At 56.6% G+C, this 18509-nt stretch carries 18 protein-coding genes and 1 tRNA gene; all 19 read left to right on the top strand.

What is annotated here, in order from left to right; translation table 11 throughout:
* Nucleotides 1-29 precede the first annotated feature (29 nt).
* The 19 genes from ftsH (at nucleotide 30) to KI611_RS17220 (ending at nucleotide 18509) form a co-directional block, all read left to right on the top strand.
* Nucleotides 30-1910, top strand: a complete 1881-nt coding sequence (gene ftsH / locus KI611_RS17310) for an ATP-dependent zinc metalloprotease FtsH (RefSeq protein ID WP_319002307.1) — start codon at nucleotides 30-32, stop codon at nucleotides 1908-1910.
* Between the two features lie 54 nt (nucleotides 1911-1964).
* On the top strand, nucleotides 1965-2801 hold the full coding sequence (gene folP / locus KI611_RS17305; RefSeq protein ID WP_226416895.1) for a dihydropteroate synthase: 837 nt from the start codon (nucleotides 1965-1967) through the stop codon (nucleotides 2799-2801).
* Nucleotides 2798-4150 carry a phosphoglucosamine mutase gene (gene glmM / locus KI611_RS17300; RefSeq protein WP_226416894.1) on the top strand — a complete coding sequence of 451 codons (1353 nt, stop codon included), beginning with the start codon at nucleotides 2798-2800 and terminating at the stop codon, nucleotides 4148-4150. Before folP ends, glmM begins: the two co-directional genes overlap by 4 nt.
* Nucleotides 4151-4235: 85 nt before the next feature.
* Complete coding sequence (gene tpiA / locus KI611_RS17295; RefSeq protein ID WP_226416893.1) at nucleotides 4236-4985, top strand: triose-phosphate isomerase; 750 nt, start codon at nucleotides 4236-4238, stop codon at nucleotides 4983-4985.
* Entirely contained in the window at nucleotides 4951-5370 is a 420-nt protein-coding gene (gene secG / locus KI611_RS17290) for a preprotein translocase subunit SecG (protein ID WP_226416892.1), read from the top strand. The genes tpiA and secG overlap by 35 nt, the downstream gene beginning before the upstream one ends.
* Before the next feature lie 52 nt (nucleotides 5371-5422).
* A tRNA-Leu gene (locus KI611_RS17285) sits at nucleotides 5423-5507 on the top strand.
* A 62-nt stretch (nucleotides 5508-5569) separates the two neighbouring features.
* Nucleotides 5570-5944, top strand: coding sequence for an NADH-quinone oxidoreductase subunit A (gene ndhC, locus KI611_RS17280; RefSeq protein WP_226419940.1), 375 nt, complete (start codon nucleotides 5570-5572; stop codon nucleotides 5942-5944).
* Nucleotides 5945-5947: 3 nt separating this feature from the next.
* The gene (locus tag KI611_RS17275; protein ID WP_226416891.1) at nucleotides 5948-6424 is read left to right on the top strand and encodes a NuoB/complex I 20 kDa subunit family protein; all 477 of its coding nucleotides are present in this window, start codon (nucleotides 5948-5950) and stop codon (nucleotides 6422-6424) included.
* A gap of 19 nt (nucleotides 6425-6443) precedes the next feature.
* Nucleotides 6444-7049: an NADH-quinone oxidoreductase subunit C gene (locus KI611_RS17270; RefSeq protein WP_226416890.1), complete on the top strand. Its 606-nt coding sequence runs from the start codon at nucleotides 6444-6446 to the stop codon at nucleotides 7047-7049.
* Entirely contained in the window at nucleotides 7042-8295 is a 1254-nt protein-coding gene (locus KI611_RS17265) for an NADH-quinone oxidoreductase subunit D (RefSeq protein ID WP_226416889.1), read from the top strand. The genes KI611_RS17270 and KI611_RS17265 overlap by 8 nt, the downstream gene beginning before the upstream one ends.
* The gene (nuoE, locus tag KI611_RS17260) at nucleotides 8295-8768 is read left to right on the top strand and encodes an NADH-quinone oxidoreductase subunit NuoE (protein WP_226416888.1); all 474 of its coding nucleotides are present in this window, start codon (nucleotides 8295-8297) and stop codon (nucleotides 8766-8768) included. The genes KI611_RS17265 and nuoE overlap by 1 nt, the downstream gene beginning before the upstream one ends.
* Complete coding sequence (gene nuoF / locus KI611_RS17255; protein WP_226416887.1) at nucleotides 8768-10096, top strand: NADH-quinone oxidoreductase subunit NuoF; 1329 nt, start codon at nucleotides 8768-8770, stop codon at nucleotides 10094-10096. The genes nuoE and nuoF overlap by 1 nt, the downstream gene beginning before the upstream one ends.
* Nucleotides 10097-10147: 51 nt before the next feature.
* Nucleotides 10148-12478, top strand: coding sequence for an NADH-quinone oxidoreductase subunit NuoG (gene nuoG, locus KI611_RS17250; RefSeq protein WP_226416886.1), 2331 nt, complete (start codon nucleotides 10148-10150; stop codon nucleotides 12476-12478).
* Entirely contained in the window at nucleotides 12479-13528 is a 1050-nt protein-coding gene (nuoH, locus tag KI611_RS17245; protein ID WP_226416885.1) for an NADH-quinone oxidoreductase subunit NuoH, read from the top strand.
* 10 nt (nucleotides 13529-13538) lie between these two features.
* Nucleotides 13539-14027 carry an NADH-quinone oxidoreductase subunit NuoI gene (gene nuoI, locus KI611_RS17240; protein WP_226416884.1) on the top strand — a complete coding sequence of 163 codons (489 nt, stop codon included), beginning with the start codon at nucleotides 13539-13541 and terminating at the stop codon, nucleotides 14025-14027.
* A 12-nt stretch (nucleotides 14028-14039) separates the two neighbouring features.
* Nucleotides 14040-14636, top strand: coding sequence for an NADH-quinone oxidoreductase subunit J (locus KI611_RS17235; RefSeq protein WP_226416883.1), 597 nt, complete (start codon nucleotides 14040-14042; stop codon nucleotides 14634-14636).
* Nucleotides 14637-14650: 14 nt separating this feature from the next.
* Nucleotides 14651-14962 (top strand): NADH-quinone oxidoreductase subunit NuoK, encoded by a 312-nt coding sequence (gene nuoK / locus KI611_RS17230; protein WP_226416882.1) that lies wholly within the window; start codon nucleotides 14651-14653, stop codon nucleotides 14960-14962.
* A 2-nt stretch (nucleotides 14963-14964) separates the two neighbouring features.
* Entirely contained in the window at nucleotides 14965-16992 is a 2028-nt protein-coding gene (gene nuoL, locus KI611_RS17225) for an NADH-quinone oxidoreductase subunit L (protein WP_226416881.1), read from the top strand.
* Nucleotides 16993-17024: 32 nt separating this feature from the next.
* Nucleotides 17025-18509 carry an NADH-quinone oxidoreductase subunit M gene (locus tag KI611_RS17220; RefSeq protein ID WP_226416880.1) on the top strand — a complete coding sequence of 495 codons (1485 nt, stop codon included), beginning with the start codon at nucleotides 17025-17027 and terminating at the stop codon, nucleotides 18507-18509.

Here is an 18509-nt window from a genome sequence, read left to right as displayed (position 1 = left end):
TCGCTCGACGCCGTAGAAGGAGAGCAAGCTTGAACAACATGTTCAAAAACCTCGCAATCTGGCTGGTCATTGGTCTTGTGCTGATGACGGTTTTCAATCAATTCAATACCCGTCAGGTCGCGCAAGGCTCGGTCGAGTACTCCCAGTTCCTCGAAGAGGTGACCCAGGGGCGTATCACCAAAGTAGTGATGGAAGGTCGCACGCTGAAAGCGACGACCACCGATGGCAAGCGCATCACCTCCTATGCTCCGCCCGATCTCTGGCTGGTCTCCGACTTGTTGAAGTATGGCGTGAAGGTCGAGGCGAAGCCGGAAGAGGAGCAATCCTTCCTGATGAGCATCTTTGTCAGCTGGTTCCCGATGTTGTTGTTGATCGGGGTCTGGGTTTTCTTCATGCGCCAGATGCAGGGTGGCGGCAAGGGCGGGGCGTTCTCCTTCGGCAAATCGCGCGCCCGGATGACCGATGAGGCGCAAAATGTTGTGACCTTCGCCGATGTCGCCGGTTGCGACGAAGCCAAGGAAGAAGTTCAGGAAATCGTCGATTTCCTGCGCGATCCCTCCAAGTTTCAGAAGCTCGGCGGCCGCATCCCGAAGGGCGTGCTGATGGTTGGCAACCCGGGAACCGGCAAGACCTTGCTCGCCAAGGCCATTGCCGGCGAAGCCAAGGTGCCGTTCTTCAGCATTTCCGGTTCCGACTTCGTCGAAATGTTTGTTGGCGTCGGCGCTGCCCGTGTTCGCGACATGTTCGAGAACGCCAAGAAGCACGCTCCGTGCATCATCTTCATCGACGAAATCGATGCCGTCGGTCGCCATCGTGGTGCCGGTTTGGGGGGGGGCAACGACGAGCGTGAACAGACGCTGAACCAGTTGTTGGTCGAAATGGATGGCTTCGAAGGTCATACCGGCATCATCGTGATTGCCGCGACCAATCGTCCGGATATCCTCGATCCGGCGCTGCTCCGTCCGGGCCGCTTCGACCGTCAGGTGGTCGTGCCGCTGCCTGATATCCGTGGCCGCGAAGAAATCCTCAAGGTGCATATGCGCAAGGTGCCGATCTCCGGTGACGTCAAGGCGGACATCATTGCGCGCGGAACTCCCGGGTTTTCCGGTGCCGATCTGGCCAATCTGGTCAACGAGGCGGCTTTGTTCGCGGCCCGTGGCAACAAGCGTCTGGTTGATATGGACGACTTCGAGAAGGCCAAGGACAAAATCATGATGGGGGCCGAACGCCGCAGCATGGTGATGACCGAAGAAGAGAAGATGAATACGGCCTATCACGAGTCGGGCCATGCCGTCGTCGCCAAGCTGATGCCCAAATCCGACCCGGTGCACAAGGTCACGATCATTCCGCGCGGCCGCGCTTTGGGTTTGACCATGCAACTGCCGGAGCAGGATCGTTATGCCTATGACCGGCAGTACCTGATGAGCCGCATTGCCGTATTGTTTGGTGGCCGGATCGCCGAAGAACTATTCATGAACCAGATGACGACCGGTGCGTCGAACGACTTCGAGCGGGCCACCCAGATGGCGCGTGAGATGGTGACGCGTTATGGCATGTCCGATCTTGGCGTCATGGTTTATGGCGAGAACGATGGCGAGGTTTTCCTAGGCCGTTCGGTGACGCAGCACAAGAATGTTTCCGAAGCGACGATGCAGAAGGTTGATGCCGAGATTCGCCGCATCATTGACGAGCAATATGGGCTCGCCCGCAAGTTGCTGGAAGAGAATCGCGACAAGGTCGAAGCGATGACCAAAGCCTTGCTCGAATGGGAAACCATCGACGCCGAGCAGATCGACGACATCATGGACGGCAAGCCACCGCGTCCGCCCAAACCGTCGCAAAGCAAGCCGCGCGCTGCGGCACCGAGCGACACGCCGGGCGCCGAGCCAACCGCGGCCGCGACGGCCTGACTTTTGTAATCAATATCCAAGCCGGGAGTTTTCTCCCGGCTTTTTCTTTTAGCCATGACAAACCTTCGCTGCGGCCAGTTTTTATTATCTCTTGATCGTCCATTGCTGATGGGCATCGTCAATCTGACACCCGATTCCTTTTCCGGTGACGGCCTTGTCGGCGATGTTGAGCGGGCCGTTCGGCATGCCCGGGAACAGTTGGAGGCTGGGTCGGACATTCTCGATATTGGTGCCGAGTCATCGCGCCCGGGGGCTATCCCGACGCCGGAGGATGAGGAGCTTCGGCGCCTGGTCCCGGTGCTCAGGGAAGTGACGACCTGGGGCGTACCGGTTTCAGTCGATACCTACAAGCCGGCGGTCATGCGCGCGGCCTTGGCGGCGGGGGCGACGATGATCAACGATATTTCCGGAATGATCCATCCGGAAGCCATCTCGGCCGTGGCGGCGAGCGATTGCGCCGTTTGCGTCATGCACATGCAGGGTGAGCCGGGAACGATGCAGAGCGCGCCGGAATATCAGGACGTCGTTGCCGAAGTGCGCGGCTTTCTCCTGGCGGCAGTCGATCGCTGTCGGCAGGCCGGTGTTGCGGATCAGCGAATCGTGCTGGATCCCGGTTTTGGCTTCGGCAAGGCGCTTGAGCACAATTTGGCGCTTTTCCGAGAGCTGGCGGCGACAGGTTTTGATGATCTGCCCTTGCTGGTTGGGGTGTCGCGGAAAACGATGCTCGGGGCGATTACCGGGCGGCCGGTCGAGCAGCGCACAGCGGCTAGTGTCGCGGCAGCGCTGATCGCGGCGCAGAGAGGTGCGAAAATACTACGTGTGCATGATGTCGCGGCAACCAGGGATGCCTTGGCTGTCTGGGCGGCAATCGAACAGGGAGATAAAAGATGAGCAGAAAATATTTTGGAACCGATGGTGTGCGCGGTCGTGTCGGTCAATCGCCGATCACGCCGGATTTCGTGATGCGGCTCGGCTACGCCGCTGGCAAAGTGTTGACGAGCCAGAGTCACATGCCTGCGGGAGAGCGTCCTGAGGTGCTGATCGGTAAGGATACCCGGCTCTCCGGTTATATGCTGGAATCGGCGCTGGAAGCAGGCTTCTCGGCGGCTGGCGTCGATGTCTGCCTGGTCGGCCCCTTGCCGACGCCGGCGGTCGCCTATCTCACCCGGGCCTTGCGCCTGCAGTCGGGTATCGTTATTTCTGCTTCCCATAATCCCTACTACGATAACGGCATAAAGTTCTTTTCGGCGCAGGGCACGAAGTTGCCGGACGATGTCGAGCGTGCCATCGAGGCAGCTATCGATCAGCCGATGGTTTGCGTTCCGGCGGCCGACCTGGGGCGGGTCAAGCGGATCGAAGATGCGCGCGGTCGCTACATCGAATTCTGTAAAAGTACATTTCCCAACGATCTTGACCTGCGCGGTCTGAAAATCGTCGTCGATTGCGCGCATGGTGCGGCTTATCACACAGCCCCCAGCGTGTTTCACGAGCTCGGCGCAGATGTCGTTACCATTGGCGTCCAGCCAAACGGTTTGAACATCAATGACGGTTTTGGCGCTACGGCACCCAAAGCGCTTTGTGAAGCCGTTCTTGCGCACCGTGCGGACCTTGGCGTGGCGCTGGATGGCGATGCAGACCGGATCCAGATGGTCGATGCCGAGGGTAATCTTTACGATGGCGACCAGTTGCTTTACGCCATTGTCCGTAGTCGAGCGCGTGCCGGTGCGGTAAAGGGGGTCGTCGGTACCCTGATGACCAATCTGGCGCTTGAGCATGCCCTCGGAAAAATTGGCGTCGATTTTGCTCGTGCCGCGGTCGGAGATCGTTACGTTGTCGAGATGCTGAACGAAAAAGGGTGGCTCTACGGCGGCGAAAACTCCGGTCACATTCTCGCTCTCGATCGACATACGACGGGCGACGGCACGGTTGCCGCGCTGCAGGTTCTTGCCGCCTTGAAAGAGAATGGTGGTGATCTCAAGGGGTTGCTGGGCAGCCTGTCGTTGTACCCGCAGAAGCTGATCAATGTGCCGATCGCCAAAGGCTTTCCGTGGAAAGATGATCCGGCTATTACCAAGGCCCTTGCTGCCGTTGAGACGCGCATGGCAGGTCGGGGGCGGGTGCTGCTGCGTGCTTCGGGTACCGAGCCGTTGCTGCGGGTCATGGTCGAGGGTGAGGAGGCGACTCTCGTTGTCGAAGCGGCTGAACAATTGGCCCAGGTGGTGCGCGAAGCGGCTCAGTAGATTGCGAGCCGTGCGCGATTATTGACCAAGGAAGGCCTCGGTCGCTATAATCAGCAAGTTTTTCGCCATCGGAAACGGTATGCCCATGCGTAAAAAGTTCGTCGCAGGAAACTGGAAGATGCACGGCAATCTCCAGCAGAATGCCGCCCTACTTGAGCGCATCAAGGCTGGTGTCTCCGGGTTGAAGTGCGATGTTGCCGTTTTTGCGCCCTTTCCTTATCTTGGTCAGTTGCAGTCCGTGCTTTCCGGGGCGGCGGTTGCCTGGGGGGCGCAGTCGGTAAGTGAGCACGCAATCGGCGCCTTTACCGGCGAAGTCTCGGCCTCGATGTTGGTTGAGTTCGGTTGCCGGTATGTTCTGATTGGTCACTCCGAGCGGCGTAGCCTGTTTGGGGAAACGGATCAGGTTGTGGCGGCCAAGTTCGAGGCGGCACAAAAGGCGGGCTTGATTCCGGTTTTGTGCATCGGCGAAACGCTTGCTGAACGCAATGACGGAGCTACGTTTTTGGTGGTTTCCCGGCAGTTGGCAGCGGTGCTGGATCGTGTCGGGGTGGCCGCAATGGCGTCTTCTTTGCTGGCCTATGAGCCGGTCTGGGCCATTGGTACGGGCGTGACGGCGTCGCCGGCACAGGCGCAAGAGGTGCATGCCGCGATCCGGTGCCAAGTGGCAGCGCTCGATGCAGGAGTGGCAAGTGCTTTGCGGGTTCTGTATGGCGGTAGTGTCAAGGCTCAGAACGCGGTGGAATTGTTTGCGCAGGCTGATATCGATGGTGGTTTGATCGGTGGGGCTGCGCTGGTTGCAGATGATTTTCTGGCAATTTGCCAAGCGGCAAGTTGATAGGCGAATAAATATGAATTGGCTTTTTTCTGTTGTTTTGACGGTGCATATCCTGGTTGCGCTGGCGATTATCGGTTTGGTTTTGATGCAGCACGGCAAGGGTGCCGACATGGGGGCTGCTTTTGGTAGTGGCGCCTCCGGTAGCTTGTTTGGCGCCACCGGTTCGGCCAATTTCCTGAGTCGGACAACCGGCGTTCTTGCAGCGGTGTTTTTTGCAACAAGCCTTACTCTGGCCTACGTTGCTTCAAATCAGCCAAAAACGACTGGCAGTGTGATGCAGGAAACGGTACAATTGCCGCCGGTTTCGCAGCCTGCAGTGGCTGGCGGAGATGCGCCGACGAGCCCTGCTGGTGCGGGTTCCAAGGCCAAAGATATTCCGAAGTGACGTAAGTGGCTCGTTTGGCAAAGTCCCTCGCCAAGTGAGTCAAAAAGGTAGTGCCGACGTGGTGAAATTGGTAGACACGCTATCTTGAGGGGGTAGTGGCGCAAGCTGTGCGAGTTCGAGTCTCGCCGTCGGCACCAATAACTGTGGCAGTGGCCGTAAGGTCTGCTGTTTCGTACAAGAAACTGAATATTGGCGGCGGATCATGGAAAACTACTTTCCTATCCTGATGTTCGTCCTGGTGGGGGTCGCGGTTGGCGTTCTGCCTGTTGCGATGGGCTTTCTGCTTGCTCCCAATCGGCCGGATGCAGAAAAGCTATCTCCTTACGAGTGCGGCTTTGAGGCTTTCGAAGATGCGCGCATGAAATTCGATGTGCGCTATTACCTGATTGCCATTCTTTTTATTCTGTTTGACCTCGAAATCGCCTTCCTCTTTCCGTGGGCGACAATTTTCAAAGACATCGTCGCGACCGAGTCAATTAAGATGTTTGGTTTTGTCGAGATGCTGGTCTTTGTCGCCATCCTGGTTGTCGGGTATGTCTATGCCTGGGCCAAGGGTGCGCTTGAGTGGGAGTGAAGCATGGCTATTGAAGGCGTCCTCCAGGAAGGTTTTGTCACCACTACTGCTGACAAACTGATCAATTACATGCGTACCGGCTCAATGTGGCCGATGACTTTTGGTCTCGCCTGTTGTGCGGTTGAGATGATCCATGCGGGTTGTGCTCGTTACGATCTTGATCGTTTTGGGGTTGTTTTCCGCGGCAGTCCCCGGCAGTCCGATGTGATGATTGTCGCTGGTACGCTGACCAACAAAATGGCGCCCGCCTTACGCAAGGTTTATGACCAGATGGCTGAGCCGCGTTGGGTGATTTCGATGGGCTCGTGTGCCAACGGCGGCGGTTATTACCATTACTCCTATTCGGTGGTGCGTGGTTGTGACCGTATCGTGCCAGTCGATATCTATGTTCCGGGTTGTCCGCCGACGGCTGAAGCCTTGCTCTACGGCATCATCCAGCTGCAAAACAAAATTCGTCGCACCAATACCATTGCTCGTTAATTGCCGAGGCTGATTAGATATGTCTGCCAAGCTGGAAACGCTTAGCCAAAACCTGCAGAAGCATTTTGGCGACAAGCTCAAGTCGCTCAAGCTTGCTCTGGGTGAAATTACGATTGAGGTCGGTGCTGCTGACTATCTCGCGGTGATGACCGCATTGCGCGATGAGGCTGATCTCCAGTTTGAAGAGTTGATCGACCTGTGCGGCGTTGATTATTCAACTTACGGCGATGGTCTCTGGCAAGGGCGTCGTTTTGCCGCTGTCTCCCATCTGCTGTCGATTGCTCATAACTGGCGCCTGCGGGTCCGGGTCTTTGCCGAAGATGACGACTTCCCCTCGGTCGATTCAATCACCGGTGTCTGGAAGAGCGTCAACTGGTTTGAGCGTGAGGCTTTTGATCTTTATGGAATCGCCTTTGTCGGCCATGACGATCTTCGTCGAATCCTGACCGATTACGGTTTCATCGGACACCCATTCCGCAAGGACTTCCCGATTTCCGGGCACGTCGAAATGCGGTATGACCCTGATCAGGCTCGCGTCATTTACCAGCCGGTAACCATCGAGCCTCGAGAGAATACCCCGCGCATCGTGCGCGAAGACACCTACGGGGATCCGGCACATGGCTGATATCCGCAATTTCACACTCAACTTCGGTCCGCAGCATCCGGCAGCGCACGGCGTCCTGCGACTGGTGCTCGAACTGGATGGCGAAGTCGTTCAGCGCGCCGATCCGCATATTGGTCTGCTGCATCGGGCAACGGAAAAGCTCGCCGAAACAAGGACATGGGTTCAGTCTGTTCCATACATGGATCGACTGGACTATGTGTCCATGATGTGTAACGAACATGCCTATTGCTTGGCTACGGAAAAGTTGCTGGGAATCGAAGTTCCTGAGCGCGGCAAGTACATCCGTACGATGTTCGACGAGATTACGCGTCTGCTCAATCACCTGTTGTGGATTGGCTGTCACGCGCTCGACGTCGGGGCGATGACGATGGCGCTCTACACATTTCGCGAGCGCGAAGACTTGATGGATGCTTACGAGGCGGTTTCCGGCGCCCGTATGCACGCGGCCTATTACCGTCCGGGTGGCGTATATCGTGATCTGCCGGATCGTATGCCGCAGTATCAGGAGTCGACCTGGACTAGCGCCAAGAAGGCCAAGGAGATTAACGGTAATCGTGGTGGATCCTTGCTGGATTTCCTTGAGGATTTCACCAATCGTTTTCCGACCTATCACGCTGAATATCACACGCTACTGACCGATAACCGTATCTGGAAGCAGCGCTTGGTTAACGTCGGCGTCGTTACGCCGGAGCGGGCGCTCCAAATGGGCTTTACCGGTGCCATGTTGCGCGGTTCGGGCATTGCCTGGGACCTGCGCAAGAAGCAGCCCTACGCAGCTTACGACAAGGTCGATTTCGATGTGCCGGTTGGGGTAAATGGCGACAGTTACGATCGTTATCTGGTTCGCATGGAAGAGATGCTCCAATCGAACCGGATCATCAAGCAGTGTATTGCCTGGCTGCGCAAGAATCCTGGTCCGGTAATCACCGAAAACAACAAGGTGGCACCGCCGTCGCGCGAAAACATGAAGACCAACATGGAAGAGCTAATTCATCATTTCAAGCTCTTTACCGAGGGGATTCACGTGCCGCCGGGCGAGGCGTATTCCGCCATCGAACACCCGAAGGGCGAATTCGGTATCTATTTCATATCCGACGGGGCAAACAAGCCTTATCGCATGAAGATTCGCGCTCCTGGCTATGTGCACCTGGCTGGCATGGACGAAATGTCCAGAGGCCATATGATCGCCGACGTCGTTACGATTATCGGTTCCCAAGATATTGTTTTTGGCGAGATCGACCGCTGATGTTTTCCGCTGAAACCCTACAGAAATTCGCCCGCGAAGTGGCCAAGTATCCTGCCGAGCAGAAACAATCGGCGGTAATGGCCTGTCTGGCCCATGCTCAGGAAGAAAAGGGCTGGTTGCCTCCTGAGGCGATCGAAGCCGTTGCCAACTATCTCGACATGGCGCCTATCGCAGCCTACGAGGTGGCTTCCTTTTACAACATGTACGACCTGAAGCCGGTCGGCAAATTCAAGATTACGGTTTGCACCAATCTTCCCTGTGCGCTCTCGGGTGGCTATCACGCCGGTGAGTACGTACAGAAAAAGTTGGGCATCGGTTATGGCGAAACGACGGCCGATGGCAAGTTCACCTTGAAAGAGGGGGAGTGCATGGGAGCTTGTGGCGACGCACCAGTGTTCATCGTCAATAATCGGGCGATGTGCAGTCATATGCACCCGGAACAGATCGACAAGCTCCTTGAGGAGTGCAAATAATGGCCATGCTTGGTTCGATCAACGGCGTCCTGATGGAAGGCCTTGACGGCGACAATACCTGGGGCCTGAAGGATTATGTCGCCCGCGGCGGTTACGCCCAGCTGAAGCGCATCCTGGAAAGCAAGATGTCCCAGGAAGAAGTGATCAGCGAAGTCAAGAAATCGGTTCTCCGTGGCCGTGGCGGCGCAGGCTTTCCAACCGGTTTGAAGTGGTCTTTCATGCCGCGCTCTTTTCCCGGTGACAAATATGTTGTTTGCAACACCGACGAGGGTGAGCCGGGGACCTTCAAAGATCGCGACATCATGCGTTACAACCCGCATGCGGTGATCGAAGGGATGGCGATCGCCGCCTATGCCATGGGTGCTAACCGTGGTTATAACTACGTGCATGGTGAAATCTGGGAAATCTACAAGCGCTTCGAAGAGGCACTGGATGAGGCGCGCGCCGCCGGTTTCATCGGCCAGAATATCCTCGGTTCCGGGTTCAACTTTGAGCTCTTCGCCCATCACGGATACGGTGCCTATATCTGTGGCGAAGAAACGTCCCTGCTTGAATCAATCGAAGGCAAGAAAGGGCAGCCGCGCTTCAAGCCGCCGTTCCCGGCATCCTTCGGTCTGTACGGCAAACCGACGACAATCAACAATACCGAGACCTTTGCGGCCATTCCATTCATTCTGAAAATGGGTGGCGAAGAGTTCCTGAATCTGGGCAAGGCGAACAATGGCGGCACCAAGTTGTTCTCGGTGTCCGGTCATGTCAATCGTCCGGGTAATTATGAAATTCCGCTCGGCACACCGTTTTCGACCTTGCTCGAAATGTGCGGTGGCATGCGGGGCGGACGCAAGCTCAAAGCGGTAATTCCTGGTGGATCTTCGGCGCCGGTTATGCCGGCAAACGTCATCATGGACTGTACGATGGACTACGACTCGATCAGCAAGGGCGGTTCGATGCTGGGTTCCGGCGCAGTCATCGTCATGGATGAAACGGTCTGTATGGTCAAGGCGCTGGAGCGTCTGTCCTTCTTCTACCATGAAGAATCCTGCGGCCAATGTACCCCTTGTCGTGAAGGCACAGCCTGGATGTACAAGGTTGTGCACCGCATTGAAAACGGCCAGGGCAAGCCTGAAGACATCGATCTGCTGAACAGTGTTCTGGGCAATATCGCCGGACGAACCATCTGTGCGCTTGGCGACGCAGCAGCGTTTCCGGTTCAGAGCTTCCTGAAGCATTTCGGCAGTGAATTTGAATACCACATTGAGCACAAGACCTGTCTGGTTCCCAAGGATGTTCAGTGGGCGGGCAGTGGTTTCCACAAGGTTCAGGCCTGAACGAAACCTTCCAAGTGATAGATACGCAAGAACTGGCTACAAGGTAGCGACATGCTAGAAATCGAAATCGACGGCAAAAAGGCGCAAGTGCCCGACGGCAGCACGGTGATGGATGCCGCGCAGCAGGTGGGTGTGTACATACCGCATTTTTGTTACCACAAGAAACTCTCGATTGCCGCCAACTGCCGGATGTGTCTGGTCCAGGTGGAAAAGGCGCCGAAGCCGTTGCCAGCTTGCGCAACGCCGGTGACTAACGGTATGAAGGTGTTTACGCACTCCGAGTTGGCCGTCAAGGCCCAGAAGGGCGTGATGGAATTCCTGCTGATCAATCACCCGCTGGATTGCCCGATCTGTGACCAGGGCGGCGAGTGTCAGCTGCAGGACATGTCGGTCGGTTATGGTCCGATGAAGAGCCGGTACACCGAAGAAAAACATGTGGTGTTCCACAAGAATGTCGGTCCGCTCATTTCAATGGAAGAAATGAGCCGTTGCATCCACTGTACCCGTTGCGTTCGCTTCGGCCAGGAAATCGGCGGCATCATGGAGCTGGGGATGGCGAACCGGAACATGCATTCCGAGATCACCACCTTCCTCGGGCGTACGGTAGACTCCGAACTGTCCGGGAACATGATCGATCTCTGTCCGGTCGGTGCATTGACTTCCAAGCCTTTCCGCTACACCGCCCGCTCCTGGGAATTGCAGCGTCGCAAATCGATCAGCCCGCATGATTCAGTGGGGGCCAATCTGACCGTTCAAGTCAAGCATGACAACGTGATGCGCGTTTTGCCGCGGGAAAACGAAGCGGTCAACGAATGCTGGATTTCCGATAAAGAGCGTTTTTCCTATCAGGCGCTGAATTCAGATGAGCGGCTTACCAAACCCATGGTCAAACAGGGCGGAGAGTGGCGCGAAGTCGACTGGAATGTTGCCCTGGATTACGTTGCACATGGACTGAAAGACGTTGCCCGCGAGCATGGCGGCGATGCGCTCGCCGCTCTTGCTGCGCAAATCTCGACCGTCGAAGAATTGTTCCTGCTCGGCAAGGTCATGAAAGGCCTTGGTAGCAGCAATATCGATTTCCGTTCGCGGCAGTACGACTTTGGCACCGATGGCAAGCGTGCCGGCCTGCCTTGGCTGGGTCTGCGTCTGTCTGAAATCAAGGATCTCGATTCTGCGTTGGTCGTTGGTTCTTTCTTGCGCAAGGATCATCCGCTGATTGCTCAGCGCCTGCGTCAGGCCGCCAAAAAATACACCAAGCTAAGTCTTCTTTCGGTGACCGGTGATGATCAGTTGATGAACCTGCATGCTCAGGTCACTGTCGCCCCGGCCCAGCTGACGAATACGCTGGCCGCAATCGTCAAGGCGGCAGCGCAATTGAAAGGTTTAGCTGTGCCTGCCGGCCTGCAGTCGATCGAAGCCGACGATGTTGCCAGGAAGGTTGCCCAGAGCTTGCTGGAAGGCGAACGCCACGCCATCTTCCTCGGCAATGTGGCGACACAATCTTCCGATGCTACGCAGATCCATGCACTGGCTCTCGAACTAGGCGGAATAACCGGCGCTACTGTCGGTTTCCTCGGCGAAGGCGCCAATACGGTTGGCGCCCATGCTGCCGGATTCCTGCCTTCCGGCGCCAACGCACGACAAATGTTCGAGCAGCCGCGTAAGGCCTATGTTTTGATGGGCATCGAGCCCGAATTTGACTGTGCCAATCCGCAATTGGCGGTCAGCGCGCTGAAGCAGGCAAGCCTGGTGGTCTACATGTCGGCATTCAAGCACGCTCCGGCCCTCGAATACGCCGACGTGATGCTGCCGCTTGCCCCCTATACCGAAACAGCAGGTACCTTCGTCAATATCGAGGGGCGCGTCCAGGGATTCAACGGCGTCGTCAAGGCTCGCGGAGAATCCCGCCCGGCCTGGAAACTGCTCCGAGTGCTCGGCAATGTTTTGAATCTGGACGGTTTTTCTTACGAAACCAGCGAGGCCGTTCGCGATGACGTGTTGGGCAAAGGGGCCGAATTTGTTGCCGGCTTGGGTAACGATCTGAATGGCGTGGCTATTCAGTTGCCGGTTGCCGCTCAAGGTCTGCAACGAATAGCCGATGTGCCGATCAACTTTGCCGACCCGATGGTGCGGCGTTCTCCGGTTCTTCAGCAAACTGCCGATGCGGTAGCACCGACTGCCCGTATCAACGAGCAGACGCTGGCCGAGCTTGGTCTGACCGCTGGCTCTCAGGTCAAGGTCAGGCAAGGGCAGGGCAGCGCCCTGCTGGTGGCCAAGGCCGACAATACCGTGCCGGCCGGTTGCGTTCGTGTTTCGGCCGCTCATGCGAGTACCGCGCAGTTGGGTGAGATGTTTGGCCAGATTTCCGTGGAGCGTGCATAAATGGACGCACTAATGAATTTCGGACAAGGTATTTTCGGCGGCGCGTGGCTGGCCGTCTGGACCTTGATCAAAATCGTTCTGATTGTTGCGCCACTGATGCTGGCCGTGGCCTACCTGACACTGGCCGAACGCAAGGTGATCGGTTTCATGCAGGTGCGTATCGGTCCTAACCGGGTTGGCCCATGGGGGCTGATTCAGCCTATCGCTGACGGCCTGAAGCTGTTGTTCAAGGAAATCATTGTTCCGAGCAGTGCCAACAAGGGCATCTTCATCATCGCGCCGATGCTGGCGATTGCCCCGGCGCTCGCTGCCTGGGCTGTCGTGCCCTTTACCGATACGATGGTGCTGGCGAATATCGATGCCAGCCTGCTTTACATCATGGCGATTACCTCGATGGGGGTGTACGGCGTCATCCTGTCGGGTTGGGCGTCAAACTCCAAATACGCTTTCCTTGGTGCGATGCGGTCTGCTGCTCAGATGGTTTCCTATGAAATCGCCATGGGTTTTTCGCTCATCGTTGTGCTGATGGTGTCCAATAGTCTCAATCTGGTTGATATCGTCGCTGCCCAGCAGCAAGGGAAGTTTGCTGGCTGGGGTTTGGGGTTCCTGTCCTGGAACTGGCTGCCGCTTCTCCCCATGTTCATCGTTTACCTGATATCCGGCACCGCTGAACTGAACCGCGCCCCGTTTGACGTGGCCGAAGGCGAATCGGAAATCGTTGCCGGTTTCCACGTCGAGTATTCCGGTATGGCTTTCGCACTGTTCTTCCTTGCCGAATATGCCAACATGATTCTGGTCAGCGCGCTTACCTCGATCATGTTCCTCGGTGGCTGGCTCTCTCCGGTAGGTTTTCTGCCGGACGGCATCGTCTGGCTGTTTGCCAAGATGTCGGCCATCCTCTTCCTGTACCTCTGGTTCCGTGCGACTTTCCCGCGCTATCGTTACGATCAGCTGATGCGCCTGGGCTGGAAAGTCTTTGTACCGATCTGTCTGGTATGGCTTGTTGTTGTCGGCGTCTGGATGATGTCGCCGCTGAATATCTGGAAGTGAGGAGAGATTCATGGGTTCGATGAAGGAAATCTTCAACAGCCTCCTCCTCAAGGAGTTGTTGAAAGGCATGGCGGTCACGGGTAAATATTTCTTTGCCCGCAAAATCACCGTTCAGTATCCTGAAGAGAAGACACCGCAGAGTTTCCGTTTCCGCGGTCTGCATGCGCTGCGTCGCTATCCGAATGGTGAAGAGCGGTGCATCGCCTGCAAGTTGTGCGAAGCAATTTGCCCGGCTCTGGCGATTACGATCGAAGCAGAACCGCGCGACGACGGCTCGCGCCGCACCACCCGCTATGACATCGATCTGACGAAATGCATTTTCTGCGGCTTCTGCGAAGAGGCTTGTCCGGTCGATGCGGTGGTCGAGACCCGGGTATTCGAATATCACGGCGAAAAGCGTGGTGATCTCTATTACACCAAGCAAATGCTGCTGGCCAACGGTGACCGTTACGAGGCGCAGATTGCCGAAGATCGCCAACTTGACGCACCTTACCGATAACAGGCACTAGCGATGGATTTTCAAACCCTGGTTTTCTTCTTCCTGTCAGCGATTCTGATTGTTGCCAGCCTGCGCGTGATCACCGCGCGGAACCCGGTGCACGCTGCATTGCACCTGATTCTCGCTTTCTTTACCTGCGGCGGCATCTGGGCATTGCTGCAAGCCGAGTTTCTGGCCATTGCTCTGATTCTGGTTTATGTCGGCGCGGTGATGGTGTTGTTCCTCTTCGTCGTGATGATGCTCGACATCAACATGGATCGAATTCGCCAAGGCTTCTGGAACTATCTTCCTTTAGGGGCCGTGCTGGGTGTACTGATGGTTCTGGAAATGGGTCTGGTGCTGGGCAGCAAATATTTTCAGGTGCCCGCAGCAGAGGCCATGACACCGGCCGGTATTTCCAATACCAAGGAAATCGGTCGCTTGATGTTCAGCGAATATGTCTATCCCTTCGAACTGGCATCGATCATCCTGCTGGTCGGCATGATCGCGGCAATTGTTCTGACCTACCGCGGTCCGAAGAAATCAAAGTACACCAATCCGAATGAGCAGGTCTTCGTCAAGGCGAAGGATCGTATCCGCGTCCTGCAAATGCCGGTTGAAAAAGACTGAACCCCGGGGCACCAATGCTTACTCTTTCACTTTCGCACTTCCTGGTTTTGGGCGCGATCCTCTTCGCGATCAGCGTGGTCGGTATATTCCTGAACCGGAAAAACCTGCTCGTGCTACTGATGGCTATCGAGTTGATGCTGCTTGCGGTCAATATGAACTTCGTGGCGTTCTCCCATTACCTGCAGGACTTGTCCGGCCAGATCTTCGTCTTCTTCATCCTGACGGTTGCCGCTGCTGAATCGGCAATCGGTCTGGCCATTCTGATCGTGCTGTTCCGCAACCTCAAGAGCATCCATGTGGATGACCTGGGCAGCCTGAAGGGTTAAACATGGAAATGCAAAAACTCTACCTGCTCGTGCCCCTTGCGCCGTTGATCGGCGCAATGATCGCCGGCCTCTTCTGCCGCGTCATTCCGCGCTGGGTTGCCCATACGGCTACCATCGCCGGCGTGGCCATTGCCTTCGTCACCTCCCTGGTCATCTTCCAGGACGTCCAGGCCGGTCATACCTTCAACGGTACCGTCTATACCTGGCTGACCAGTGGCGACTATAAGTTCGAAGTCGGCTTTCTGATCGACACGCTGACCACCACGATGATGCTGGTCGTCACCTTCGTGTCGTTGATGGTGCACATCTACACCATCGGTTACATGCAGGAAGACCCGGGCTACAACCGTTTCTTCAGCTACATCTCGTTGTTCACCTTCTCCATGCTGATGCTGGTGATGGCCAACAACTTCATGCAGCTCTTCTTCGGCTGGGAGGCAGTCGGTCTTGTCTCCTACCTGCTGATCGGTTTCTGGTACACCCGCCCGACGGCGATTTTCGCCAACATGAAGGCTTTCCTGGTCAACCGCGTCGGTGACTTCGGCTTCATTCTCGGTATCGGTCTGGTCTTGGCTTATTTCGGCTCGCTCGATTATGCGACGGTATTCGCCAAGGCTCCCGAGTTGGCGAATGCGAGCATCGCGCTGTTTGGCCAAGGCTCCAGCGTGTCGCTCATGACTGCCACCTGCATCTGCCTGTTCATCGGCGCCATGGGCAAGTCGGCCCAGGTGCCGTTGCACGTCTGGCTGCCCGATTCGATGGAAGGCCCGACCCCGATCTCCGCTCTGATTCACGCGGCGACGATGGTGACCGCCGGCATCTTCATGGTAGCCCGGATGTCGCCGCTGTTCGAACTGTCAACCACGGCGCTCTCCTTCGTCATCGTGATTGGCGCGATTACCGCATTGTTCATGGGTTTCCTCGGCATCATCCAGAATGATATCAAGCGGGTCGTCGCCTATTCGACGCTCTCCCAGCTGGGTTACATGACGGTCGCGCTCGGCGCATCGGCATATTCGGTGGCGATATTCCATCTGATGACCCATGCCTTCTTCAAGGCACTGCTCTTCCTCGCTGCCGGCTCGGTAATCATCGGGATGCATCACGATCAGGACATCCGCAACATGGGCGGCCTGCGCAAGTACATGCCGATTACCTGGATCACCTCGCTGATCGGTTCGCTGGCTTTGATCGGTACGCCTTTCATGGCCGGGTTCTATTCCAAGGACTCGATCATTGATGTGGTGAAGCTCTCCAATATTCCCGGCTCCGGTTTCGCTTACTTTGCGGTGTTGGCTGGCGTTTTTGTCACAGCCTTCTATTCCTTCCGGATGTACTTCCTGGTTTTTCACGGCGAAGAACGGTTCGGCAAGGCGGCGCATGATCACCACGGCGATCATGACGACGAAGAAACTTCGCAGGATCATCATCACGGTCTGGCCCCCGGCCAGCAGCCGCATGAGACCCCATGGGTCATTACCTTGCCGCTTGTTTTGCTGGCCATTCCGTCTGTGGTTATTGGTTACCTGGCAATCGGTCCGATGCTGGCCGGCGATTACTTCAAGGGCGTTATTCATGTCGATAACGTGGCCCATCCGGCTCTCAGCACCTTCCTTGAGGAATTCCACAGCGCCGCGGCGATGGGCGTCCATGCTCTCACCGGGCTGCCCCTCTACCTTGCTCTGGCCGGCGTGGTGTTGTCCTGGTTCTTCTACATGAAGCGTCCGGATATTCCGGCAGCTATCCAGCGCCGGTTCTCGGCTATCAACACGCTGCTTGAGAATAAATACTACTTCGACAAGATCAATGAGTTCGTCCTGGCCGGTGGTTCGCGCGTCCTCGGGAAAGCGTTGTGGCGGGGTGGCGATGTCGCCGTAATTGACGGATTCGTTGTCAATGGATCCGCCAAGCTTGTCAGCTGGATTGCCTCAATAACCCGTCTGTTCCAGACCGGTTATGTCTATCACTACGCTTTCACCATGATCATCGGCGTCTTTGTGCTGATGACCCTGTGGATCAACCGCGCCTAGCGTGAATAGTTCGCAGAAAAGCAAGGAATAACATGTCGACTTACCCGCTGCTATCTTTCGCCATCTGGATTCCGATCGTCGCCGGTCTGGCGGTGCTCGCCACCGGATCTGACCGGAATGCACCATTGGCAAGGATGCTTGCCCTGTTTGGTGCGATTGTCAGTTTTCTCGTCACCATCCCGTTGTGGACCAGCTTCGACGTCGCCAATGGCGGCATGCAGTTCGTCGAATTGAAGAGCTGGATTCCCCGCTTCAACATCAATTACCACCTCGGCGTCGATGGCATCTCGATGCTCTTCGTCCTGCTCAACGCCTTCATCACCATCATCGTCGTTGCGGCCGGCTGGGAAGTCATCAAGCAGAAGGTTGCCCAGTACAACGCGGCATTCCTGATCATGTCCGGCCTGATGAACGGTATTTTTGCCTCGGTTGATGGTGTCCTGTTCTATGTTTTCTTCGAAGCCTCGCTGATTCCGCTCTATCTGATCATCGGTGTATGGGGCGGCCCGAACCGGGTTTATGCCGCATTCAAGTTCTTCCTCTACACGCTGTTCGGTTCGCTGCTGCTGCTGCTGTCGCTGATGTATCTGTTCATCCATTCCGGCGGCAGCTTCTCGATTCTTGAATGGCACAAGCTGCCGATCGAACTGGGACCGCAGATCTGGCTTTTCCTTGCCTTCCTGATTGCTTTCGCGGTCAAGGTGCCGATGTGGCCGGTCCATACCTGGTTGCCGGATGCCCACGTCGAAGCGCCGACCGGCGGCTCGATCGTGCTGGCAGCCATCGCTCTGAAGCTCGGTGCCTACGGTTTCCTGCGGTTTTCGCTGCCGATCGCTCCGGATGCCTCGCATGAATTGTCCGGTCTGGTCGTTGCGCTGTCGCTGATTGCCGTTGTCTATATCGGCTTCGTCGCGCTGGTTCAGGAAGACATGAAAAAGCTGGTGGCCTATTCCTCGATCGCTCACATGGGCTTCGTGACCCTGGGCTTCTTCATGTTCAGCTCGATGGGCATCGAAGGCGCCCTGGTTCAGATGGTCTCCCACGGCTTCGTCTCCGGCGCGATGTTCTTCTGTATCGGCGTCATGTACGACCGTCTCCACAGCCGGCAGATCGCCGATTACGGCGGCGTGGTCAATACCATGCCGAAGTTCGCCGCGCTGTTCATGCTGTTTTCCATGGCCAACGCCGGTTTGCCGGCCACCTCCGGCTTCGTCGGCGAGTTCATGATTATTCTCGGTGCCGTCAAGTTCAACTTCTGGGTGGCCTTCGCCGCCGCGACGTCGCTGATCATCGGTGCGGCTTATACGCTCTGGATGTACAAGCGCGTGATTTTCGGCGATGTGGCCAACGACCACGTGGCGGAACTGACCGACATCAACAAGCGCGAGTTCGCCATTCTTGGCGTGCTGGCCATCTGTACCCTGTGGATGGGTCTGTACCCGCAACCATTCACTGAAGTTATGCACGCCTCGGTCAACGACCTGCTGCGTCACGTTGCCATCAGCAAGATTCAATAA

This window comes from Dechloromonas denitrificans, from assembly GCF_020510685.1.
Taxonomy (GTDB): domain Bacteria; phylum Pseudomonadota; class Gammaproteobacteria; order Burkholderiales; family Rhodocyclaceae; genus Azonexus; species Azonexus denitrificans_A.
Note: the sequence above shows the minus strand (reverse complement) of the source record. Positions and strands in the feature narration are given on the sequence as shown.